At 35.7% G+C, this 21296-nt stretch carries 22 protein-coding genes; 19 read left to right on the plus strand and 3 right to left on the minus strand.

Going from position 1 to position 21296, the window contains the following annotated elements; all coding sequences use genetic code 11:
* Positions 1-197: 197 nt before the first annotated feature.
* Positions 198-449, plus strand: a complete 252-nt coding sequence (locus A5870_RS08005; protein WP_015509648.1) for a hypothetical protein — start codon at positions 198-200, stop codon at positions 447-449.
* Positions 450-968: 519 nt separating this feature from the next.
* On the opposite strand, the gene A5870_RS17315 is transcribed toward A5870_RS08005, so the two are convergent.
* On the minus strand, positions 969-1124 hold the full coding sequence (locus A5870_RS17315; protein ID WP_170924095.1) for a hypothetical protein: 156 nt from the start codon (positions 1122-1124) through the stop codon (positions 969-971).
* Complete coding sequence (locus A5870_RS08015; RefSeq protein WP_086292344.1) at positions 1121-1522, minus strand: hypothetical protein; 402 nt, start codon at positions 1520-1522, stop codon at positions 1121-1123. Before A5870_RS08015 ends, A5870_RS17315 begins: the two co-directional genes overlap by 4 nt.
* Before the next feature lie 398 nt (positions 1523-1920).
* Here A5870_RS08015 and A5870_RS08020 point away from each other — a divergent pair, with 398 nt between their 5' ends.
* The 11 genes from A5870_RS08020 (at position 1921) to A5870_RS08070 (ending at position 11387) form a co-directional block, all read left to right on the plus strand.
* On the plus strand, positions 1921-2151 hold the full coding sequence (locus A5870_RS08020; RefSeq protein WP_086292345.1) for a hypothetical protein: 231 nt from the start codon (positions 1921-1923) through the stop codon (positions 2149-2151).
* Between the two features lie 56 nt (positions 2152-2207).
* Entirely contained in the window at positions 2208-2570 is a 363-nt protein-coding gene (locus A5870_RS08025) for a DUF2620 domain-containing protein (RefSeq protein WP_074535920.1), read from the plus strand.
* Between the two features lie 24 nt (positions 2571-2594).
* Positions 2595-3911: a YhfT family protein gene (locus A5870_RS08030; RefSeq protein WP_086292346.1), complete on the plus strand. Its 1317-nt coding sequence runs from the start codon at positions 2595-2597 to the stop codon at positions 3909-3911.
* A gap of 13 nt (positions 3912-3924) precedes the next feature.
* Positions 3925-4797, plus strand: coding sequence for a phosphotriesterase family protein (locus A5870_RS08035; protein ID WP_074535918.1), 873 nt, complete (start codon positions 3925-3927; stop codon positions 4795-4797).
* Between the two features lie 10 nt (positions 4798-4807).
* Entirely contained in the window at positions 4808-5911 is a 1104-nt protein-coding gene (locus A5870_RS08040; RefSeq protein WP_086292347.1) for an aminotransferase class V-fold PLP-dependent enzyme, read from the plus strand.
* A gap of 4 nt (positions 5912-5915) precedes the next feature.
* Positions 5916-6839, plus strand: a complete 924-nt coding sequence (gene yhfZ / locus A5870_RS08045; RefSeq protein WP_086292348.1) for a GntR family transcriptional regulator YhfZ — start codon at positions 5916-5918, stop codon at positions 6837-6839.
* 105 nt (positions 6840-6944) lie between these two features.
* Entirely contained in the window at positions 6945-7298 is a 354-nt protein-coding gene (locus A5870_RS08050; RefSeq protein WP_010748297.1) for a PRD domain-containing protein, read from the plus strand.
* Between the two features lies 1 nt (position 7299).
* On the plus strand, positions 7300-8454 hold the full coding sequence (locus A5870_RS08055; protein WP_086292349.1) for a YhfX family PLP-dependent enzyme: 1155 nt from the start codon (positions 7300-7302) through the stop codon (positions 8452-8454).
* 4 nt (positions 8455-8458) lie between these two features.
* Positions 8459-9673, plus strand: a complete 1215-nt coding sequence (locus A5870_RS08060; protein WP_086292350.1) for a phosphopentomutase — start codon at positions 8459-8461, stop codon at positions 9671-9673.
* Positions 9674-9733: 60 nt separating this feature from the next.
* Entirely contained in the window at positions 9734-10768 is a 1035-nt protein-coding gene (locus A5870_RS08065) for an amidase family protein (RefSeq protein WP_086292351.1), read from the plus strand.
* A 181-nt stretch (positions 10769-10949) separates the two neighbouring features.
* Positions 10950-11387, plus strand: a complete 438-nt coding sequence (locus A5870_RS08070; protein ID WP_242595924.1) for an ATP-binding cassette domain-containing protein — start codon at positions 10950-10952, stop codon at positions 11385-11387.
* Between the two features lie 108 nt (positions 11388-11495).
* On the opposite strand, the gene A5870_RS08075 is transcribed toward A5870_RS08070, so the two are convergent.
* Positions 11496-12032 (minus strand): GNAT family N-acetyltransferase, encoded by a 537-nt coding sequence (locus A5870_RS08075; RefSeq protein ID WP_086292352.1) that lies wholly within the window; start codon positions 12030-12032, stop codon positions 11496-11498.
* Between the two features lie 346 nt (positions 12033-12378).
* Between A5870_RS08075 and A5870_RS08080 the strand changes: the two genes are divergently transcribed.
* The 7 genes from A5870_RS08080 (at position 12379) to A5870_RS08110 (ending at position 21058) form a co-directional block, all read left to right on the plus strand.
* Positions 12379-13083 carry a flavodoxin gene (locus tag A5870_RS08080; RefSeq protein ID WP_170924094.1) on the plus strand — a complete coding sequence of 235 codons (705 nt, stop codon included), beginning with the start codon at positions 12379-12381 and terminating at the stop codon, positions 13081-13083.
* 288 nt (positions 13084-13371) lie between these two features.
* Positions 13372-14133, plus strand: a complete 762-nt coding sequence (locus tag A5870_RS08085; protein WP_086292354.1) for a GntR family transcriptional regulator — start codon at positions 13372-13374, stop codon at positions 14131-14133.
* A 158-nt stretch (positions 14134-14291) separates the two neighbouring features.
* A complete protein-coding gene (locus A5870_RS08090) occupies positions 14292-15479 on the plus strand; it encodes a glycoside hydrolase family 88 protein (protein ID WP_086292355.1) in 1188 nt (395 codons plus the stop codon).
* A gap of 22 nt (positions 15480-15501) precedes the next feature.
* The gene (locus A5870_RS08095; protein ID WP_086292356.1) at positions 15502-15999 is read left to right on the plus strand and encodes a PTS sugar transporter subunit IIB; all 498 of its coding nucleotides are present in this window, start codon (positions 15502-15504) and stop codon (positions 15997-15999) included.
* Between the two features lie 11 nt (positions 16000-16010).
* Positions 16011-16805: a PTS mannose/fructose/sorbose/N-acetylgalactosamine transporter subunit IIC gene (locus tag A5870_RS08100; protein ID WP_086292357.1), complete on the plus strand. Its 795-nt coding sequence runs from the start codon at positions 16011-16013 to the stop codon at positions 16803-16805.
* Entirely contained in the window at positions 16795-17607 is an 813-nt protein-coding gene (locus A5870_RS08105; RefSeq protein ID WP_086292358.1) for a PTS system mannose/fructose/sorbose family transporter subunit IID, read from the plus strand. Before A5870_RS08100 ends, A5870_RS08105 begins: the two co-directional genes overlap by 11 nt.
* Positions 17608-17734: 127 nt before the next feature.
* Positions 17735-21058 carry a polysaccharide lyase family 8 super-sandwich domain-containing protein gene (locus A5870_RS08110; RefSeq protein WP_086292359.1) on the plus strand — a complete coding sequence of 1108 codons (3324 nt, stop codon included), beginning with the start codon at positions 17735-17737 and terminating at the stop codon, positions 21056-21058.
* The last annotated feature ends 238 nt before the right edge of the window (positions 21059-21296 follow it).

Consider the following 21296-nt stretch of genomic DNA (forward strand, 5'->3'; position numbering starts at 1 on the left):
ATAATCGATACTTCTCTTAGGATAAATCTTTAAGGATAAAAATAAATGTAAAATGAATAGAATATTGCAAGAATCTAATGTTTTCTATTTCTTCAGTGAGAATAAGATAAAACTTTGTGATAAACAGTACATTTAATTTGAAAACATTTAATTACAGCAGTAAGATAAATATATCAAATACTTAAGGAGTGATATCTATGACAAACTATGAAGAAAAGGAAGCAAAAGCATTGGTAAAGATTGCAGAGGTTCTTGATAAGTTAGATGAGAATTTAGCTGAATTAGACACACTAGATGCAGACGCAAAAAAACATAGTATGAAGAAATGGATCGTTGAGAAAAAAGCGATTCATGAAATCAAAAAGATCGCACACGAAGCCGGTAAGTATGAAAAGTACGATGAAAAAGCACTACAAAAAGAAATTGATGAAGTTGAGAAGTATATGTAATGAAAGATGACATTAATAAGCCCGTGCTCTTATGAGTGTGGGCTTATTTGTGTTAGTCGCAATAAGTAGCCCTCGGATAATAGTTACGTTAAAAACATGTGCAAAAATTTACTAATTGAAGGAATATTTAAGAAGATGCCAAAATTATTTTTGAAACGGTCTCCGCAACAGAGTGATGGGAAATATCAATTTTCTTGAACGCAATTCAGAATAATTTGGTAACCTATTCAGTGAACGCTGTAAATCAGATAGTGTTCGTTTCCCGGTGGTTATATCTCCTTCAAAGTTTTCCTGTAATTTTTCTGACGAGGCAATTAATGAGAAGTGCTGCACGTCAATATTTTCCAATGCGATGCCGTTCAAGACTCGAGCCACAATTTTTTGCTCATCCATAACCCAGCAAAAATAAATGACGTTGATCATAGAGTTATTTATAAACGGGTTTAACAGAAAATGGCTATTGTTGATCGCCATATCCTTATTTTATTCATTGAGGATAAACGGATTCATCATCCAGCATCAATCTCCGTCAAGGTAAATAGACTGCTTTGTTTGTTTGGATAATTCTTCAGTTATAGTTGATTTACCAATTCCCATGGTACCGCTGATTAATATAAGCTTTTTCATCAGACTACCGCCAGCTTTCATATAAGGAGTTTTGTTTTTCTCAATCAAAATAACGTGTCCAGATTTTTAACAGTGATCCAACCATTCTCTTTCCACAGCTCAATCTCTTCAGAACAAGCTACTTTTTCACTCGGTTCCTCATGCAAAAACAATTGGATTTTCTGTCCGTACAGTAGTTTTCGAGTCAAAGCAAAGGTTGCTTCCGCAAAGCCAGCTGCACCGATATAACCGCAGATGCCATTTTTTTCTTTGTTATATAAATAAAAAATCTCGGCTTTTTCTATGTCTTTATAAAAGTCTACGAATAAGGTTGAAAACTGAGTAGAAAGATTGTCCGTGGCTCTTGGATAATTGATCACCTGATGCCCATTTTCAGTAAGTGTATTTGTTAGTTCTTCAAAATCCTTTTGAAAAGTGATACTTCCGGAAATAATTATTTTTGACATGCTATGGCTCCTTGTCGTTTATTTACTTTATTATATCAGGATGAAGGTGCTAAGCGAGGAAATTTTAGATAACTTGTATCGCCAATCTGGTAATGAGAAGGACGAAATTATTAATCGAGTTAAAGTAATCTGTCTATGAGAGACGGGTTTGCTTAAAAGAAGACGATTAAAACCATAATACGAAAAAAGTCTGTTTTTTTTATTTTTTCATCGATTTTCTCTATTTTTTTGGTTAAGGTTTTCATTTATTCTATATTTGTAAACGATATCAGAGTGTTCAAATGAGAATTATTTGAATAAGTTTCTGTTTATTCTAAGAGAAAAGTAGATTGACTGTGAAGCTATGGATAGATTGTTAGATACGGTGCAGTAGTTGGATTTTCTGTAGAGTTAAAATAATGAAAGAAATAGATGAAACGGGTGATTACATGGAAACAACATTTTTCATTTCTAAAAATACTTCTGTCACATCAAAACAGCTGGAAAATGAAGTGATTGGATGTGCTTGCGAGATATTACAGCGTGATATTTTAACCGTTGTGACAGACACGAGGAAAACAAATGAAATTGAATTGATTTTTAGAAAGGGCTTGCAATTGATTCTGTCTCCGGTTACAATCAATTTGTAATTATTGATTATTTATCAATATACAAAAAAATGTACATTCATAAGGAGGAAATTGTGATGAAAAAAATAGTTATCGGCGGTCAAATCGATAAGGACGAGGTGAAAGCATTAGTCGAAACGTTTGGTGATGATCAGTTCGAGATTGTTATCAAAAGTGATTTAGATGCTGCGATGGCAGTCAAAAATAAACAAGCTGACTACTACATCGGGGCATGTAATACTGGTGGTGGGGGTGCTCTGGCAATGGCATTAGCTTTATTAGGCCATGATAACTGTGTAACTGTTTCTATGCCTGGAAAAGTGATGCCGGAATCTGAAATAAGAGAACATGTCAGTTCAGGAAAAAAAGCTTTTGGATTTACCGCTCAGCATAAAGAAGCAGTAGTACCTATCATTATGGACGAACTAAAAAAACAATAGATTATTTAATTTGGGGGAAAAGAGATGGAATCATCGAAAATTGTTGAATTAATTGCTATTGCACTTTTAGGGGGACTTTGTGCAGTGTTAGCAAATAAAGGAATCGCTGTTTTTAATGACGGATTAAGGCCAATCATTCCGGAATTTTTAGAAGGAAAAATTGGTAAGAAAGAAATTGCAGCGACAAGTTTTGCTTTAAGTTTTGGATTAGTCATTGGATTTGGCATTCCTGTTTCAATAGGTGCATCTATTCTATTAGTCCATAGTGTATTATTAATGACAGATATTATCGGATCTTGGGCACCGGAAGGCAAAATCGGAGTTATTGTTGCTGCTAGTGTAGGAGCTATTTATGGTGTTGGATTAGTTATTGGGCTCCAAGCGGTTGTTGACCTCTTTGCAATGATGCCGGTGAACTTTATGGACTCACTTTCGCAAGTAGGTGCTCCTGTAGTTATTGGTTTTAGTATTTTTCCAGCGATTGCAATCGCTAGTCAACATGGATTCAAAAAAGGTGCGATTTCATTCAGCGCTACGCTTTTAACATTGTTTGTTGTAAAACGTTTTGGTACATTTGATTTAGGAAATGGCGCAACATTAACACTTAGTGCAGAAGGAATGTCCTTACTTGTTGGGATGCTCTTCATGATTGTTTATGCCATTCAAGTGAAAAGCGATGGTAGTAACTCAAATGAGAGCCTTGTAAGTGTATTTTTAGAACGTGTGAATCGTATTAAGAAGAACTGGTTATGGTTATCCGTTACAGGGGGCTTAGTGGCGGCATCAACAAGTTTGATGATTATTGCAGGTGATCCTATTTCATTAAATTTGCTTTCAGAAGGAAAAATGAGTGAAGCTGCATTAGCTGCTTTTGCTCGTGGAATTGGCTTCATTCCCTTAGTTTTTTCAACTGCAATCGTTACAGGTGTGTATAGCCCAGCTGGCACGACTTTTGTATTTGTCGCAGGAATCTTATTGAATGGTAATCCTCTTGTTGCTTTTCTAGTGGGCGCACTGCTAATGTTTGTTGAAGTACAATTGTTGACCTTAATGGCAAAAGCCCTTGACAAATTTCCAGGCATACGCGAAATGGGTGAACATATTCGTACAGCTATGAATAAAGTATTAGAAGTTGCTCTTTTAATTGGGGGAGCGATGGCATCTGAGCAAATTGCACCAGGAATAGGTTTTTTCTGGGTCATCGGTTTGATGCTTTTGAATAGAAAAGCGAAAAAACCAGTCGTAGAATTAGCCGTGGGTCCTATTGCTGCAATCAGTTTAGGCGTTATTGTCAACATTTTGTATTTATTGGGATTATTCGCACCAATAGTTGCAAACTAGGAGGATTGAAGTGATGTTGTTAGACGGTATAACTTATATGCATGAACATACTACGATCGATCTTTCACGTTTGAAGAAAGATGATGATACGAACTTAAATTGTTTTGATGAGACTGTTTCAGAATACAAAAAATTGTATTCTAAGGGAGTTCGTAATATAGTAGACCTGACAAATATGGACATGAGAAGAAATCCCGAATATGTTCAGCAAGTATCTGAGCTATCTAAAATCAATATTGTCCAAGCAACAGGATTTTACCAAGATAAATTCTTACCCGAATTTGTGACGTCAGCTACGATTGAAGAGTTGACTGATTTTATGGTAAATGAGATAGAAAATGGAATAGCGGAAACCAGTATCAAAGCACAACTTATCGGTGAAATAGGGACAAGTAAAAACCATATGACTGAACGAGAAAGAAAAATATTTATCGCTGCTGTCCTCACTCAAAAACATTGTAATGTTCCTATATCGACTCACACAACATTGGGAACCTTTGGCCATGAACAAGTAAACTTTTTTAAAGAGCATGGGGCTGATTTAAATAAAGTGGTGATTGGACACGTGGATTTGACCGGTAATAGTGATTATATTTTAAGAATGTTAGATCAAGGGGTATATGTAGAATTTGACACGATTGGAAAAGAGAACTATCAACCAGATCTGCTAAGAATAGAGATGCTAAAAGAGATTGAAAAACGTGGTTATCAAGACAAAGTATTTCTTTCAATGGATATTACTCGAAAGTCAAATTTAGCATATCGAGGTGGAATAGGGTATTCTTATTTATTGGATACATTTGTTCCACTTGCACTTGAAAATGGTTTATCTGAGAATTTTATCGATAAAATGCTACGAGATAATCCAAGAATATTTATGAATTAGGAGCGAAATTATGGAGACATTCCCTTTAGAAAGTTTGTCGATAGAAGAAGCGACTCAAATGCAGTTTCGCTTTGTAGATGCTATAACCAGAAACTTCTCAGGTGAAGAAATTCTAACACGAGGGGATCTTGGTGTTGTAAAAGGGTTAAATCAGCCGAGGACTACTCAAAAAGTTGAAAAGGTTTTGGCAGATTTTTTTAATGCTGAGGCTGCGATGCTTGTACGCGGTTCTGGTACGAATGCCATCAGGTTAGCATTATATTCTCTTTTAGGAACTAACAAGACTTTAATGGTTCATGATGCACCAATCTATCCTACGTCAAAAGTATCGATTGAGATGTTAGGATTAAAAACAATTTTTGCTGATTATAATCATCTCGAGGAAGTCAAAGAAAAACTTTTAAATAATAAAGTAGACGGAATATTGATTCAAGTAACAAGACAAAAATTTGATGATTCCTATGATTTAAAATCATTGATTGCCTTTATCCGATCATTTGATAAAACTATCCAGATCATTACTGATGATAATTATTCGGCTCTAAAAACTAAGGGGTTAGGTTCCGAATTCGGTGCCAATCTATCTTGTTTCTCTACGTTCAAATTGCTTGGTCCTGAAGGTATTGGTTGTATTGTTGGTGAGAAAAAAGCGATTCAACGCCTGAAAAATGACAACTATTCTGGTGGCGGGCAGGTTCAAGGTCATGAAGCAATAGACGTTTTAAAAGGATTGATCTATGCACCGGTCTCATTGGCTATATCAGCAAAAGTAAGTGAAGAGGTTTGTGGTCGAATCAATCAACAAGAAATTGGAGGGATTGAAAAAGCATTTCTAATCAATGCTCAGTCGAAGGTAATTGTCGTCAAATTAAAAAAGCCAATTGCAAAAAAAGTCATTGAACAAGCAACAAGTTTTGGTGCCTTACCCAATCCAGTAGGAGCAGAATCAAAATATGAGTTCTCTCCACTTGTCTATCGGGTTTCTGGCACATTTAGAGCAGCTGATCCGGATGCTGAACAATTCATGATTCGTATAAATCCCAATCGATCAGGTGCAGACACGATCTTGCGTATTTTAAAACAGGCAATGGATGTTGTTGAAAAAGAGGTGTGAGTCTATGGGAGAAGAATTTTTAAAGAAAAAAGGAATCATTGTTAACTACTTAGCATCTGATCTTTTACAAAAGAAAAAGGGCGATCGAGTTCAAAGTGTTACGGAATATCAAAATAAATATAAAGTAGCCAGAGGGACTGTTCAAAATGCTTGGAGTTTTTTAAAAGAGATTGATGCAATAAAAGTTAAAAGTCACGGTCATATGGGTACATTTATAGAAGAAATTAATTATAATATTTTGCAAGAATATGCGTTATCAGATACGATTCTCGGTACAATGACCTTACCATATTCACGTCTATATGAGGGATTAGCAACAGGAATATATGAAGCCTTCAAAGAAAATAAAATTAAATTAAATCTTGCATATATTCGAGGATCAAAAGAGCGTGTTCGATCGATCTTGAATAAAACGTATCGTTTTGCAATTGTTTCAAAATTTGCGGCAAATCAAGTAATAAAAAATGGAGAGCCGATTGAAATCACATTGGACTTTGGACAACATACTTATCTTAGTGAGCATGTGTTGCTATTTAGGGACAAGAAAAAAAAGTCAATTGAAAAAGGGATGAAGATTGCTATTGACTATAGTTCAATTGACCAACAATTATTAACGAAAGCAGTCGTTAATGAGACACAAGTTGAATTTGTTGAAATGCAAGGGCATCAAATCGTATCTTCTTTACAAAATGGTAGTATTGATGCTGGGATCTGGAATTTTGATGAAATTAGAGATAAAAACCATCAAGGGCTCTATGCTGTTCCATTAGAAGGAAGTGAAATGGAGCAAGAAATGAGTACTTCCGTTATCATTACCCATACGGAAGAAACGTCTATGAAAGCATTCTTCCAAAAAAGCGTAGATAAAGAAAAAATTCTTACTATTCAAAAAGAGGTTTGTGAAGGGCGTTTAATTCCTCAGTATTGATTTCATTTATAGTTTTATACCAGGGCAGGCAATCAGGAAACCTAGTTTCTTATCCATTGCTTGATAGAATATGTTTTTGTGTTTTGAGTGAAATAGGGGGATTAGATGATTAGAGAAAAATTAGCAATATTACTAAGTTCAAAAGTAATCGATGAAAATACTTATGAGTATGTTTTGCGCGTATTAGATTATTTATTACAGCAAAAAATTATTGATAATGATAAAAAAGCGGATGTCTTTTTGACTCATCTAGCGATGGCAGACCAACGACGAAAGCAAAATGAGACGATAAATGACCTCGAATCTTTTATCAGTCAGGAAATCCAATCTGATCCAAAATTTCTTCACTCGAAAGAATTATGGCAGGATCTTCAAAGAATGACAAAAGGAAAGCAATTTGCTGAAGCTGAGCTTGATTACTTTTATCTTCATATCATCAATATGTTGAGGGAGGAATAACATGTTTTTGAATGTTACCATCCAAAGAAATCAAAAATTGGTTGACGCTGCAATCTCTCTCCATAAAGAAGGAAAAATACTTCCAGATACCTATGTCTTGGACCTTGATATGATTGAAAAAAATGCTGCAAGCTTAGCAGAAGATGCCAAGACACATGGAATAAACTTGTTTTATATGACCAAGCAATTTGGTCGCAACCCATTAGTTGCACAAAAGATCCATGATTCGGGAATCAAAAAAGCGGTGGTCGTGGATTATAAAGAAGCATTGATTCTTATGGAACAAAATCTACCATTAGGAAATGTGGGTCATTTAGTTCAAATACCACGGAATCTTTTAACTAGAATCATGAATTACGGAACTGATTATATCACGGTTTATTCTTTGGAGGCGTTACAACAAATCATTCAAGCAGCTGAAGAGCTTACTATAAAACAAAAGATTCTAGTAAAAATCATTGAATCTGATGATCAGATTTACGAGGGTCAATTTGGTGGATTTCATTTAAACGAGTTATCTTCAATTGTTGAATTAGTTAGACAAACAGACCATGTGACCATTGAAGGTGTGACCTCTTTTCCTTGTTTCTTATTTGATGGCGAATCGAAGTTATTACCTACCAATAATGTGAAAACGATCCAGCAAGCGAAAAAATTTTTTGAAGAGTTAGGGATCGTAATAAAAGAAGTGAATATTCCGTCAGCAACTTGTCACGAAACTATTCCTTTCATTAAAAAAATTGGGGGAACACAAGGCGAACCCGGACATGCACTTACTGGAACTACACCATTACATTCAAAGATGATGTTACCGGAACATCCAGCTATGGTTTATGTGAGCGAAATATCGCATAACTTAGATAATCATGCTTATTTTTATGGTGGTGGATATTATCGACGTGGACATCTTGACTCGGCCCTGATTGTAAGTTCGGAATCAGTTAAAAAAGACCGAGTTCGACCTTTTAGCAATGAAAATATTGATTATTATCTTTCAACAGAATCCACCCACCCTGTGGGAGCTACCGTTATCGCTGCATTTCGAACACAAATTTTTGTTACTAGAAGTGATGTAGCAGTTGTTTCAGGTATTCAAAGTGGCTCGCCAAAAGTCGAAGGTATATATGATAGCCTTGGAAATATAGTTAGAAGGTGAAAAAATGGGGAAATTTGTTGTTATCGTTTTAGATAGTTTTGGCGTTGGCGCAATGGATGATGTTAAGGAGGTTCGACCTAGAGATCTAGGAAGCAACACTGCTGCACATATCATTGCCTCCAATCCGTCAATTAATATACCAACGTTGGAAAGCTTAGGTTTGATGAATGCTCTTGGTTTTGAGATAAAAAATCATAAATTTTCACCGACAGCAAATTATGGCACAGCTGAGCTAGCACACTATGGAGCCGACTCATTCTTAGGACATCAAGAAATTATGGGCACAACACCTAAGATTCCATTGATTCAACCGTTCAATCAAAAAATCGATGAAGTCGAAGCTAATCTGATAAAGTATGGTCATCAAGTTCGAAGAGTGGGTGAAAGCGGGACACAGATTTTAGTTGTAGATGAACTTGCAACGGTCGGTGATAACTTGGAAACAGATTATGGACAAGTTTATAATGTTTCCGCTTGTCTGGATTTGATCTCCTTTAATGACTTGGCAAAAATTGGGCATGTTGTAAGGGAAGTAGTTGAGGTTTCTAGAGTCATTACTTTTGGTGGTGAAAACATAACATTAAAAGACTTACTCGGAGCAAGAAAAACAAGGAATGGAGAAATTGCAGGAGTAGATGCCCCACAATCTGGCGTATATAATACTGGTTATCAAGTCGTTCATCTTGGATATGGTATTAATAAAAATGTTCAAACTCCCACAATCTTAGATCATGCAAATATCCCAGTTTCTTTTTTGGGCAAAGTCGCTGATATTATACAGACGGATAGTAAACGCTTATTTCCAGGAGTTGATACAAATCGTCTTTTTGATGATTTGATCAATGAAGTGAAAACGCTTGATCATGGTTTTTTTGCGCTGAATATTCAAGAAACTGATTTGGCTGGTCATGCGGAAGATGTAAATCGTTATTCTAATCGTTTAGAAATTAGTGATAAACGAATCAAAGAATTGCTTCCATCCTTAAAAAGGGGGGATATCCTAATTGTTATGGCAGACCATGGGAACGATCCCACGATAGGGCACAGCAATCACACTCGAGAAAAGGTTCCCTTATTGCTTTATAGTCCAGGTATCCATAATAAATATTTAGGAAACAGACAAACCCTTGCAGATGTTGGCGCGACTGTAGCAGATTACTTTAACGTTTCGCCTCCTCAAAATGGTCAGTCATTTTTGCCAGAATTATTTATTAATTAAATGTAATGGCTCGATTAATGGTAGTAGAACCAAAATCGAGCCTTTTAAGGAGTTTATAACATGGAGCAGAATAAAGTTCAAGAGTATTCCAAGCGAACAAGTTTAGCAATGGCAAATTTTTACAACTCCGTCATTAAAGTATTTCCCAATTGCATAGAGAAAATCAGTTCCTCTTCTGGATATTATATTGGACTGAAAGATTCTATTGTTTTCACATCTTTCTTTATAGATTTTTTGGAGAAAAATGGCTTCCATCTTCACACGATTGACAAAGCAAGTCATAAAGGAAGAGGGATAGATATAGATTTAAGAAATCCAATTACTGGTGGTGTAATGACTGGTTCATCGAGTGGAACAGCTGTGAACGTTTTTTTAGGTATTAATGATGTTGGAATCGGCACGGACGGAGGTGGTTCAGTTTTAGCTCCAGCAGCAGCTTTAAACTTAGTTGGTTATATCCACCCGGAAGTGGGAAAGAAAATGCTCAGTTTAGAAAAAATGGTAAAATCTTCAACAGATGGCATATCCTTCACACCATCCATCGGACTTATTAGTCGTGAGATAGATCTCATAAAGCAATTAGCACAAATCTTTACTGATCATAAGAACCAAGAAAAGACAGTAATTGTTGCTGTAGACTCAGAAATAAATATGGATCTTTTATCAGTAGACATGGAGACTATGAAAATAATTACGAAGGATTTTTCCTATAAGTATCAAGAAAGTCGTAAAAAATTAATTGATGAAGTAGAACGATTGTTTTTAGATGTAGATATAATTATTTCGAAAGAAGGACCAATTGACATTTACGGTATTGGTGAAACACTCATCGGACATTTTGATGATCAGACGCGAGAAAATCAAATTGCTGGTAAAAAAGGATTTATTAGAGTTGTCAATATGTGTAATGCTATCGGGTTGATCGTTCCAACTACAAGTCTAGCTACTGGGTACTTAATAATCGGAAAGCCTCAATCAGGAATTGAGCAACAAATGTTTCATTTAGCAAATAAACTTATCGCCAAAGAAGATAGATTGCTGAAGAATTATTTTCTCGATCATCATTCTTATTTTGAACAAGGATACAATTTATAAAAGAGCTTTCGCTGGTGTTTTCTCAACGAGTTCTAGTCAATAAGTTTTCATCAAACCATCGACATTTCTTTGTCTTTGGGTTTTTCGTTTAAAAAATGTTGACGGATTCCTCATAAACATAAAGGTCAAATGTTTTTTGTCACTTGAAAAGAAAAATCGGATTATAGAAAACTTCTCTTTGTTGCCAGATCAGAACGAATTATTTGACGAATTTACCGGTATTGAACATCTTGAGCTATACAAAATTATTTGGAAGTCATCAAAGAAGTTTGAAACCATCGTTGCTCTACTACAATTGGAAGACTATGCAAAAAACCGCGTAGCGACCTATTCATTAGGCATGCGTCAGCGGCTTTGTTTTGCGATGCAAGTAATTGGGGATACGTCATATATGTTCATGGACGAAGTGATGAACGGACTGGATCCTACCAATGTTTTATTGGTTTCGACTATTTTGCAGCAGCTGGCTGCAGAAGGAAAAGCGATCATGGTTTCTTCTCATATTTTGTATAATTTGGAGGAGATCTCTCAGCAGATCTTATTTCTGAAAGATGGGGTTATGTTTAAATACAATGATCCTAAAAAATCATTGATGGAAAAAATCAGGAGATTTATGTGAAGGGAAAAAGTATTGGTCATTGATCCTTTACTTTTGCTATTTGATATTATGTGGAAATTGAGATAAAGCACTGAATTTCGGAAACTTAATCAAGGTAATGTATGGAGCTTACTGGAAAGTAGGCTCCTTTATTTGGCGTTCATTAGGCATATCGTCCAACTCTAGTACCATATTATACCAAGCAACACCTGCATGTTGTGATTCTGACAGTCCTTCTAGTTGATAGCCGTGCTTTTCGTAATATGGAATCAATGATTCTAAACAAGTTAATGTGATTCCTTTTCTATTTTGAAGACGACATTGTTGTTCAAGGGCTGACAGTAGCTTATTACCAATCTGGCAGTTTTTATAATCAGGAGCGACAGCCAAGCTAAGAATACTTTGGTAGCCACCAAAAAGTTGATTAGGACAAGTACTTTCAAAGAGATCGTCATAGAGATAACGTTTAGAAATAATGGGCCCTACAACGTAGCCGATCGGACAATCCTTTTCATTTACTGCCACAATAAAACTGTCACTAATTGTATGTATTCGATCCATCATCGCTGGTCTAGATGCTGCTTCATTCGCTGTAAATCCTGCATTTTCTATCTGCATGATTTGATCAATATCCTCTTCTTTTGGTGGTCTAAAGAAAACGTTCATTCAATCACTCCTATCCTATTTAGGATTAGTTTATCATATAATGATCCTTTTAAAATCCGTCTTACGCGCTTCTATTTTATTTTTGCTTTTCTAACGTTTTTTACCATAAATGCGTTGACTTTTTCGCCGCATATTTGAGAAAGCCCGAAAGATAAATGGAAAAGTTGTTAGACAAAATACTGTTTACGGCTTTTTAAGTGCTTTTGCAGAAATGACTTTTTGTGAGGGAGTTGTGAAAAAAGTGTAAAAATTAAGACAAGATATATCTGAATGCCTTGCCTTAAAGTCCACTTCAAGAAATATACTGAAACTACCATTACTTATGGAAGATGAAAGGAGCAATTCAATGAACAAATGGACAAAAGGACTTTTTCTGACAATGATTTTTCTAGCAGGATGCAGCAGTGATTCAATGAATGACGAGCCAGACATTGGTACAACGGAAACAAGTACTAGTGACACCGTTACGCAACAAATGAGAGAAGCAGGGATTGATGGGGAGGCCGATATTTTGATCGCCTACTTCACAAGACCAGAAAATTTAGAGCATGAACCAGCAGTCGAAGCAGTTTCTGGAAGTAGTTTTAATGTGATCGATAACACTTTAGTAGGAGATGTCCAAGTCATAGCAGAGATGATCGCTGAACAAACAGGAGGTGAGTTATTTTCGATTCAAACAGAAGTAGGTTACCCTAACGTTTACGATCAACATACAGCTTTTGCCACTAGAGAGGTGGAAGAAGATGCCCGACCAACATTGATGACTGACGTTGCCCAAATGACTGAAGTGGATGTTCTCTTTATCGGCTTTCCCGTTTGGTGGAACCGTGCCCCAAGAGCCGTGTTAACATTTCTTGAAGCCTATGATCTTACGGATAAACAAATTATTCCTTTTGCAACCCATGGGGGAAGTGGACTGACCAATAGTCAAAATGAACTTCAAACGTTGTATCCAGCGTATGACTTTCTTGAAGGCTTTGCAGCAAGAGCGGGAAGTGTTGAAGACGCTGAACCTGAAGTATTAGAGTGGCTAGATCATATGGGATTATAAAAAGAGCAACAATAAAGAATAAAAGAATTTCTTTAATTATAGAGGGAGCCTTGTTTAAAGGCTTCTTCTTTGTTTTATTTTTCTATGAGACTGTTAGACGTCTATTTGAGATATATGATATGATTAATCTAATGATTTAGCGTAAAAGCAAAGAATCTTATTTTCAGCTATAATACTCGTCGATTCAATAAAATTTTTTATTAAATTGCCGTCTTAACTTAGGGAAATTAAATATTATTCCATTTAGCTAAAATTGCGTACATAAAGATTGTTTTAGGGGGACTAAAAGTGGCTGTATTAAAATATGAAAAAATCAAACAAGATATTCTTCGAGATATTGAAGCTGGTAAATTTAAACCGGGGGACCGTATCTATTCAGAGGGAGACTTGAAAGCAAAATATGGGGTAAGTAATACAACCGTCATCAAAGTGATGAATGATCTGGTTGCACAAGGTTATCTCATTCGGAGACAAGGCGAAGGAACATTTGTACGAAAAAACATTCTAAATAAACGTGTTTTCTTTAGCGAAAATACACGCCCTTTGACTAATGATAAAAAAGAACCAATATCTGAAAAGACTGTCGTGGAAGCGGTAGATCTCATTCAACAAATAACGAATTCAGATATAGCAAAGATTTTACATGCTCCTTCGTTTGAAGAGACAAAAGTACCGTTTTTAAAACTAAGTCAAGTTGCATTTATTAATAATAAGCCGTGGAAACTTCAATTTAGATATGCACATATCACTGGACCGACAGATATTCCAATCGCTCAGCTGAAAAAGGGGTTGTCATTTACTAAAGTGCTAGAAGATTTAAACCAAATACCAGAATCAGAGAAAATGACAATCTCTGTATCTGACTTTGAATCGATCATAGATAATTTATCAGAGAAAGATCAGAAAATAATGAAAAGCTATTTTAAGAATAATCGACCAGCAGCTTTGTTTGTGAGGAATCGAATTGTTTATGATCGTTTTGAAAATGCTATTGAATATGACCAGGCATTTATTCATCCTGATTACTATAGTATTGATATTATTAATTAGTTAACAACTATATTTCAAAAGCATATAACTGACGTTATGTGCCTTTTTTAATTCCATTAAAGCAAAAATAATTGTAAACGCTTGCATCAAAAGCGAGAATATTGTATACTGCAACCAGATAACACGTTAACGCTATAAGTTGCGAATGGAGGAAAAACATGCTTTCTAAAAGAATTGAACCTTTAAAGGAGAATTATCAAAAACTAGAAGTATTAGAATTAAGTGCGAAAGAAATTGATCAAGCGATTAATCAGTGTTTACAAAAAATTGATCAAAATATGGCTCTATTTGGAGAGAAATTTCCTGCACCTACCACTAAAAACCAAAATTACCAAGTTATTGATAACACAGAATGGACGACGGCTTTTTGGACAGGCATTTTATGGCTTGCATATGATATTACCAAGGAAAATAAGTATAAGGATTTAGCAGAAAAACATATGGAAAGCTTTACCAGAAGATTGTCTCAAAATATAGAAATCAATCATCATGATCTAGGTTTTCTTTATACTCTTTCTTGTGTTAGTTGTTACAAAATCACAGGCAATTCCCAAGCTAGAGAACTTTCCATTAGCGCAGCTGACAAACTCGTTGAGCGATTTCAAAATAAAGGGAAATTTATACAAGCTTGGGGAGATTTGGATGACTCTAAGGAATATCGTTTAATTGTTGACTGTCTCTTAAATTTACCATTATTGCATTGGTCATATGAGGAGACTGGTGACGCTATCTATAAATCTGTGGCCGAGAAACATTATAAGACTACCATTAAATATGCGATTCGAGAAAATGCTTCAGCATTTCATACTTATTATTTCGATCCCACAACAGGTCAGCCCCTATATGGTAAAACGAAGCAAGGATTTTCTGACGACTCCAGTTGGGCACGCGGTCAAAGTTGGTTGATTTATGGAATAGCATTAAATCAGCATTATTGTAGAAAGGAGGAAAATATAAAACTTTATGAAGCTGTAACGAATTACTTTTTAAATCGTTTGCCTAGTGATTTAATCTGTTTTTGGGATTTGATTTTTGAAGAGGGATCTGACCAACCTCGGGATACCTCTGCTAGTGCAATAGCCCTTTGTGGTATGAATGAAATGGAAAAATATTTAGCGGACAACCATCCTATGAAAGAGATGTATCACAACATCCAACAAGTTATGCTAAGAAATCTAATAAACCGTTACACAGAAAAAAAGGGCACAGGCGCTGTAGCGCTCATCAATGAAGGGGTCTATTCCTGGCATTCCGGAAAGGGTGTGAATGAAGGGAATATCTGGGGGGATTACTTCTATATGGAAGCACTGGTAAGACATAAAAAAAACTGGCAATTATTTTGGTAAAAATACTAAAGGAGGGAATCAAATGGCACAACCAAATATTAAAATGACACGAATTGATGAACGCTTGATACATGGTCAAGGTCAAATGTGGATCAAATCATTGGGTGTCAACTTATGTATCGTAGCTAACGATCAAGCCGCAAATGATCCATTTCAACAACAATTGATGAAAGCAGTGGCACAAAATGTGAGTATGCGCTTTTTCACGATTCAACAAACATGCGAAATCATTCATAAAGCCTCGCCTAAGCAAATGATTTTTATCGTTGTGGCTAATCCTCAGGATGCATTAGCACTTGTCAAAGGTGGGGTACCGATTAAGCTAATCAATGTGGGGAACATTCACAATGCGGTAGGAAAAACGAAAATATCCAACTATATTTTTATCGGTGAAGAAGATAAAAGAGCGTTAAAAGAATTAAAGGATACATTCCACATCAAGTTTGATACTCGTACCTCACCGATGGCTCCAGACGTTGATTCATTAAAACAACTCATGTCTCATCTTGAAAACGAATAGGAGAGAATAAAATGAATATATCAATTATGCAAGCTTTTTTACTGGCACTTATGGCAGGTGTTTGTTATTCGGGTCTATTGCTAGGCATTTTTACAAATCGTTGCATTGTCCTTTCCTTTTTTGTAGGGTTGATTCTCGGTGATGTTCAAACTGGATTAATGATGGGTGCCATTGGTGAACTTGCTTTTATGGGATTTGGCGTTGGCGCTGGGGGAACGGTCCCGCCTAATCCTTTAGGGCCAGGAGTGGTGGGGACCATAATGGCGATAACTTTGAAAGATCAAGGGGTCACTCCTGAAAGTGCCTTGGCATTATCTTATCCATTTGCAGTATTATTTCAAATTTGCCAGACACTCATTTATACAGTATGTGCTGGTTCATCCGAAGCTGCTAGAATTGCAGTGGAAAATGGTCGTTTCAAACGCTTTAAATGGTTTGCACATACAACATTCATTAGTTTTTTCTTTGTAGGATTCTTTATTGCATTACTTTCTGCTTTAAGTATGGAGCCTCTTAGAAGATTTGTCGAAATGATTCCGAATGAACTGGTTCAAGCACTGACTGTTGCTGGAGGCTTACTACCCGCAATCGGTTTTGCGATGATTCTATCTGTCATGGTTTCCAAAGACGTTATTCCTTACGTGATCTTAGGATATATTTGTATTGCGTATTTAGATTTACCTGTTATGGCGATTGCATTAGTAGGAGCAGTATTTGCAATGATCGATTACTATAATCAAGAAAAAAGACAAGAACTTTCAATGACTTTCGCTCAACAAGGAGGAATCGAAGAAGATGGAATCTAAAGAACAAAAACTAACGAAAAACGATTATTTTATAGCAACTATGCGCTCATACTTTCTCCAAAATGGCTTCAACTATAACACGTATCAAGGAACGGGTTATGCAAATATTATTTTTCCGGGATTAAAAAAGATCTATAAAGATGATCAGGAAGCATTAAAAAAAGCCACTATTGATAACTTGGAATTTTATAATGTCAATCCTCAGACAGTCCCCTTTGTTACTAGCTTACAATTAGCAATGCTTGATCACGGGGAAGATGTATCAAAAATTAGAAGTATAAAAATGGCATTAATGGGTCCCTTGGCAGGAATTGGGGATGCGATATCTCAATTTGGTGTAGCTCCGTTATTTTCAACGATTTTTGCTAGCATGGCGATTGCGGGTATTACTGCTAGCCCAATCATGTTTTTGGTTTGTATGATTGGCTTTAATCTGTTTCTTAAGTGTCTTTTAGGCTGGTTGGGTTATCGAATGGGCACAAGTGCAATTGAAATGCTCAGCCAAAAAATCAACCAAATCTCTCGGGCAGCGAATATTGTTGGTGTCACAGTTATCTCTGGTTTAGCGGTCAGCTTTGTAAAAGCTGAAATGGCTATAGAGTATGCAACGACGATCGAAGGCGAACAACAAGTAGTAGCGCTCCAAACAGTTTTTGACCAGATTTTACCTCGGCTCTTACCTGGATTAGTAACGATCATGGTTTACTATCTAATTAAAAAGAAAAATTGGAATGTTTATAAGTTACTCATTTTGTTGTTTGTTTTGGGTATTTTAGGGTCGCTGTCAGGTATCCTTGGATGACTGTTCATGTAGTTATTAGACCATAGTTCTATCAATTTTATCGTTATTCGGTTTTTATTCAATTCAATGACAGTTTCTTTATGTATATGATGACAAGAAGCCTCCGCCTAATGCAGAAAGGAAAAATATGAAAATACTTGCTTTATTTCTTGCCTCGTTTCTGTCACATTTGCTTATACTACCAATCAATGTTCACAGCACAACGATTGAACATAATTTATTATTGAACGGGGACTTTTCACAACAATCTGAGAATACGAATGGATGGCATGATTCAATTGGAGCAGATCACTGGCGCCTTTGGTTCCCTTCAGATATCCGTCCAAAAGCAAGAGTAACAGAAGAAAATAGCATTGAAATTTCTTCCAATCAAGTCAGTCGTGCAGCAGTTTTTCAAGAAGGTATACCTGTTCTTCCAAATACAGAATATCGCGCAATTGTCGAGGTGAAAACAACAGATATTTCTAATGTACTTGGTGGAAGAATAAGGGTTCAGTACATGAAAAATGGAACTCAAATATCTCTTTACTCAAGTGAAGCTGTTTCAGGAACTTCGGGATGGGAAAGCCTTGCAGTTACTTTTACGACTGGAGCAGATACGGAACAAGTGAAATTGGAGCTTTTTTTTGATAATACCTCGGGATTGATTGAATACAGAAATGCACGTTTGTATGATCGCATATATGAAGAAATACAAGAGATTATCATTTCTCAAGAAGAGTTGCGTTTGCAAATTGGTGAACGCCAGTTAATCGAGCTTGAAACTTATCCCGAAGATTTTCCTCGGAAAAACCTAACTTTTTCTTCAAGTGATCCAAAGGTAGCTCAAGTAAATGAACGGGGGTATGTTACTGGTGTAGCATCAGGGACCAGCGAGATCATTATTAGCGATAAAAATGAAACTATTCAAGTAAGTATCCCCATTTTTGTTACAAAAGATAGACATGATAATGTACATCTTACATTAGATCAAATGCATATCATACCTCTTTTCCAACCACTTGAAGAATTAAATTTTTTTGTGGAAAACCAAGATTTATTAGAGGTTTTTGATGGGATTATTCTACCTAAAAAAGAGGGAACAACACGAATAAAAATAACCAATAAAAGTGATGAACTGATCGTTCTCGTTGATGTATCGATTGATAAAAGTGACCACAACAAATTTGATGACATGAGAACAAAGTGGCACGAAATGATTCTTGGAGCTAACTATTTTGATTCAGATGATTCGTTAATGATTGATAAGCAAAGATCAATGGATAGAACAGCCAACCTATTATGGGAAACATTGAATAAAGATGAAGATAAAGAGGATTTGTGGGATGAACAATCTGAATTGACATCATCAGCTAATTTGACAAGAAGTTTTAGAAATTTAACTACTTTAGCCCTGTCAGCAACAAATCCACATTCGGAAAACTACCTCAACAGAAAATTATTAGAGGATATTTTTTCAGGATTAGATTGGATGTACTCTTATAAGTATAATCTCTCTGTCCAAACGCACGGAAACTGGTGGGATTGGGAAATCGGTGTTCCTCGAGCTATCAATGACTTGGTTACTACTTTACATCCTTTTTTATCACAAGAACAAATTGGGGATTTTTTAAGACCGATTGACCGTTTTTTGCCAGACGTCAATTATAATAGGTATAGTGTAAATCCAGAACTTGCACTTGAAGCAACTGGAGCTAATCAAGTGGATAACACCCGAATAATACTAATTAAAAGCATCTTAGAAGAAAAGGATTCTGGTGTTAGTGAAGCGATAAGCGCATTAGAAAAAGTTTATCCTTTCGTAAACGAGGGTGATGGCTTTTATACTGATGGTTCGTTTTTACAACATGACAACGTTCCTTATATTGGTTCATATGGAAATGTTCTTCTTGATGGTATCTCACAGATATTCACAATGACTCAGTCAACAGACTATTTTCCAGATGATAATATAGTTAAGGTGATTGATTTCTGGATTCAAGAATCGATCGTTCCGTTTGTGCATAAAGGAAATATGATGGATATGGTCAGAGGAAGAGCTATCTCAAGAAGTCAAATGGAGAGTAATGTTGCTGGAGCTGAAATGACAAAAGCAATGATTCGTTTTGCAAGTATTTCAGAACTAACAAACAGCAATAGTTATTTTCAATTTGCGAAGCATTGGATAAAGGCAAATAGTGCGAATTTTGACTACTTAAATAGTTTATCAAGCTTTAGAGATATTGCACTAGCAAAAACAATATTATCTAATCCTGATATAGCGTCCGATAGTCCTTACACAACAAAACTTACAAATTTTGCGAATATGGATCGAATGACCTATTTTAATAAAGATTTTGATTTTATTTTTGGGTTAAGTATGTCCTCTAGTAGAATCAAACGATACGAAACAATGAATAATGAAAACCTTCAAGGATGGCATACGGGCGATGGAATGCTTTATCTATATAATGATGATCTAAATCAATTTAATCAAGATTTTTGGGCGACAGTTGATCCCTATAGATTGCCAGGTATTACTGTGGATAAGCAAGCTCGACTTGATCAAAGCGGTTACAGTGTAGCGGAAACAGACTTCGTAGGAGGTTCCACCGTTGATGATCGTTATGGTAGTTTTGTCATGGATTTTATCAATTATGAAAGAACGTTGACAGCTCAAAAGTCATGGTTCATCCTTGGTGACGAGCTTGTTGCTATTGGAAGTAATATAAACTTTCAGAATGACCGTATCATTGAAACAGTTATAGAGAATAGAAAGCTGAATGAGACGATTAATTACAGATTTTTTGTGAATAATGAACAGATTGATTTATCAAATGGACAACAAAGCTTTTCTAATGTTGAAAGTGTTTATTTCGAGGCATCTGATCCGCAACAATCTATCGGATATAAATTTATCAACCCTCAAGATTTAACTTTGATGATTGAAGAACGTACAGATAGTTGGAATCGGATAAATGGATCAGGGAGCACAGACCCGATTACGAGAAGCTACTTTACAATGTGGAAAACGCATATCCATCAAGAAGATGAGTACAACTATGCTATATATCCTAGTAGGGAACGAAATGAGTTCGAAAAAATTGAACCCGCTAAAATATTGCGCAATGATAAAAACATTCATGCAGTGCAGTCAAATAATGTAATTGGTATTAATGTCTATAATGAAACCGAAGTCGAAATCCTTGATATGAAATTTCAAACCCCGATGTCACTTACACGAGTGGACAGCGATGAAACGATTATACTTTCACATTCAGATCCTACAATGAAGCGTGCTCAAAAGGATTTGATTCATCTAAAAGACGATGGTTATCGTATTAAAGAAGCAGATAGTAATATTTCAGCGAAAAAAGTCACTTCTTTAGATGGTCTCGATTACTGGGAAATCGAAATTGACCCAACAGGTTCGAATGGTCAAAACAGCCAGATTCTATTTAACAAAAAGTAAAGAAAACCAAATAATAGCTTAACTTGATTGGCTATCATAATAGTGAGGCAAGTCTTTTTGTCCCTCTATTATTAATGTGCGAACAATTTTTTCATGTCATTTCATAAAACGATCCTCTTAAAATTCTGCAGTTTTATTCTTTTTTATTAGTATGATTCGCTGGAATAGCGATTCTTTGTTATTATTAGAAATGAATAGACCAAAAAGAAGGATGATTCTTTTCATTGCTAAGAGTTAA

The organism is Enterococcus sp. 2G9_DIV0600 (genome assembly GCF_002140615.1).
GTDB lineage: Bacteria > Bacillota > Bacilli > Lactobacillales > Enterococcaceae > Enterococcus_D > Enterococcus_D innesii.

Coding starts and splice junctions, on each gene's coding strand:
- A5870_RS08005 (WP_015509648.1), top strand. CDS start 198: ATGACAAACTATGAAGAAAAGGAAGCAAAAGCATTGGTAAAGATTGCA.
- A5870_RS08015 (WP_086292344.1), bottom strand. CDS start 1,522: ATGTCAAAAATAATTATTTCCGGAAGTATCACTTTTCAAAAGGATTTT.
- A5870_RS08020 (WP_086292345.1), top strand. CDS start 1,921: ATGAAAGAAATAGATGAAACGGGTGATTACATGGAAACAACATTTTTC.
- A5870_RS08025 (WP_074535920.1), top strand. CDS start 2,208: ATGAAAAAAATAGTTATCGGCGGTCAAATCGATAAGGACGAGGTGAAA.
- A5870_RS08030 (WP_086292346.1), top strand. CDS start 2,595: ATGGAATCATCGAAAATTGTTGAATTAATTGCTATTGCACTTTTAGGG.
- A5870_RS08035 (WP_074535918.1), top strand. CDS start 3,925: ATGTTGTTAGACGGTATAACTTATATGCATGAACATACTACGATCGAT.
- A5870_RS08040 (WP_086292347.1), top strand. CDS start 4,808: ATGGAGACATTCCCTTTAGAAAGTTTGTCGATAGAAGAAGCGACTCAA.
- yhfZ (WP_086292348.1), top strand. CDS start 5,916: ATGGGAGAAGAATTTTTAAAGAAAAAAGGAATCATTGTTAACTACTTA.
- A5870_RS08050 (WP_010748297.1), top strand. CDS start 6,945: ATGATTAGAGAAAAATTAGCAATATTACTAAGTTCAAAAGTAATCGAT.
- A5870_RS08055 (WP_086292349.1), top strand. CDS start 7,300: ATGTTTTTGAATGTTACCATCCAAAGAAATCAAAAATTGGTTGACGCT.
- A5870_RS08060 (WP_086292350.1), top strand. CDS start 8,459: ATGGGGAAATTTGTTGTTATCGTTTTAGATAGTTTTGGCGTTGGCGCA.
- A5870_RS08065 (WP_086292351.1), top strand. CDS start 9,734: ATGGAGCAGAATAAAGTTCAAGAGTATTCCAAGCGAACAAGTTTAGCA.
- A5870_RS08075 (WP_086292352.1), bottom strand. CDS start 12,032: ATGAACGTTTTCTTTAGACCACCAAAAGAAGAGGATATTGATCAAATC.
- A5870_RS08080 (WP_170924094.1), top strand. CDS start 12,379: ATGAACAAATGGACAAAAGGACTTTTTCTGACAATGATTTTTCTAGCA.
- A5870_RS08090 (WP_086292355.1), top strand. CDS start 14,292: ATGCTTTCTAAAAGAATTGAACCTTTAAAGGAGAATTATCAAAAACTA.
- A5870_RS08095 (WP_086292356.1), top strand. CDS start 15,502: ATGGCACAACCAAATATTAAAATGACACGAATTGATGAACGCTTGATA.
- A5870_RS08100 (WP_086292357.1), top strand. CDS start 16,011: ATGAATATATCAATTATGCAAGCTTTTTTACTGGCACTTATGGCAGGT.
- A5870_RS08105 (WP_086292358.1), top strand. CDS start 16,795: ATGGAATCTAAAGAACAAAAACTAACGAAAAACGATTATTTTATAGCA.
- A5870_RS08110 (WP_086292359.1), top strand. CDS start 17,735: ATGAAAATACTTGCTTTATTTCTTGCCTCGTTTCTGTCACATTTGCTT.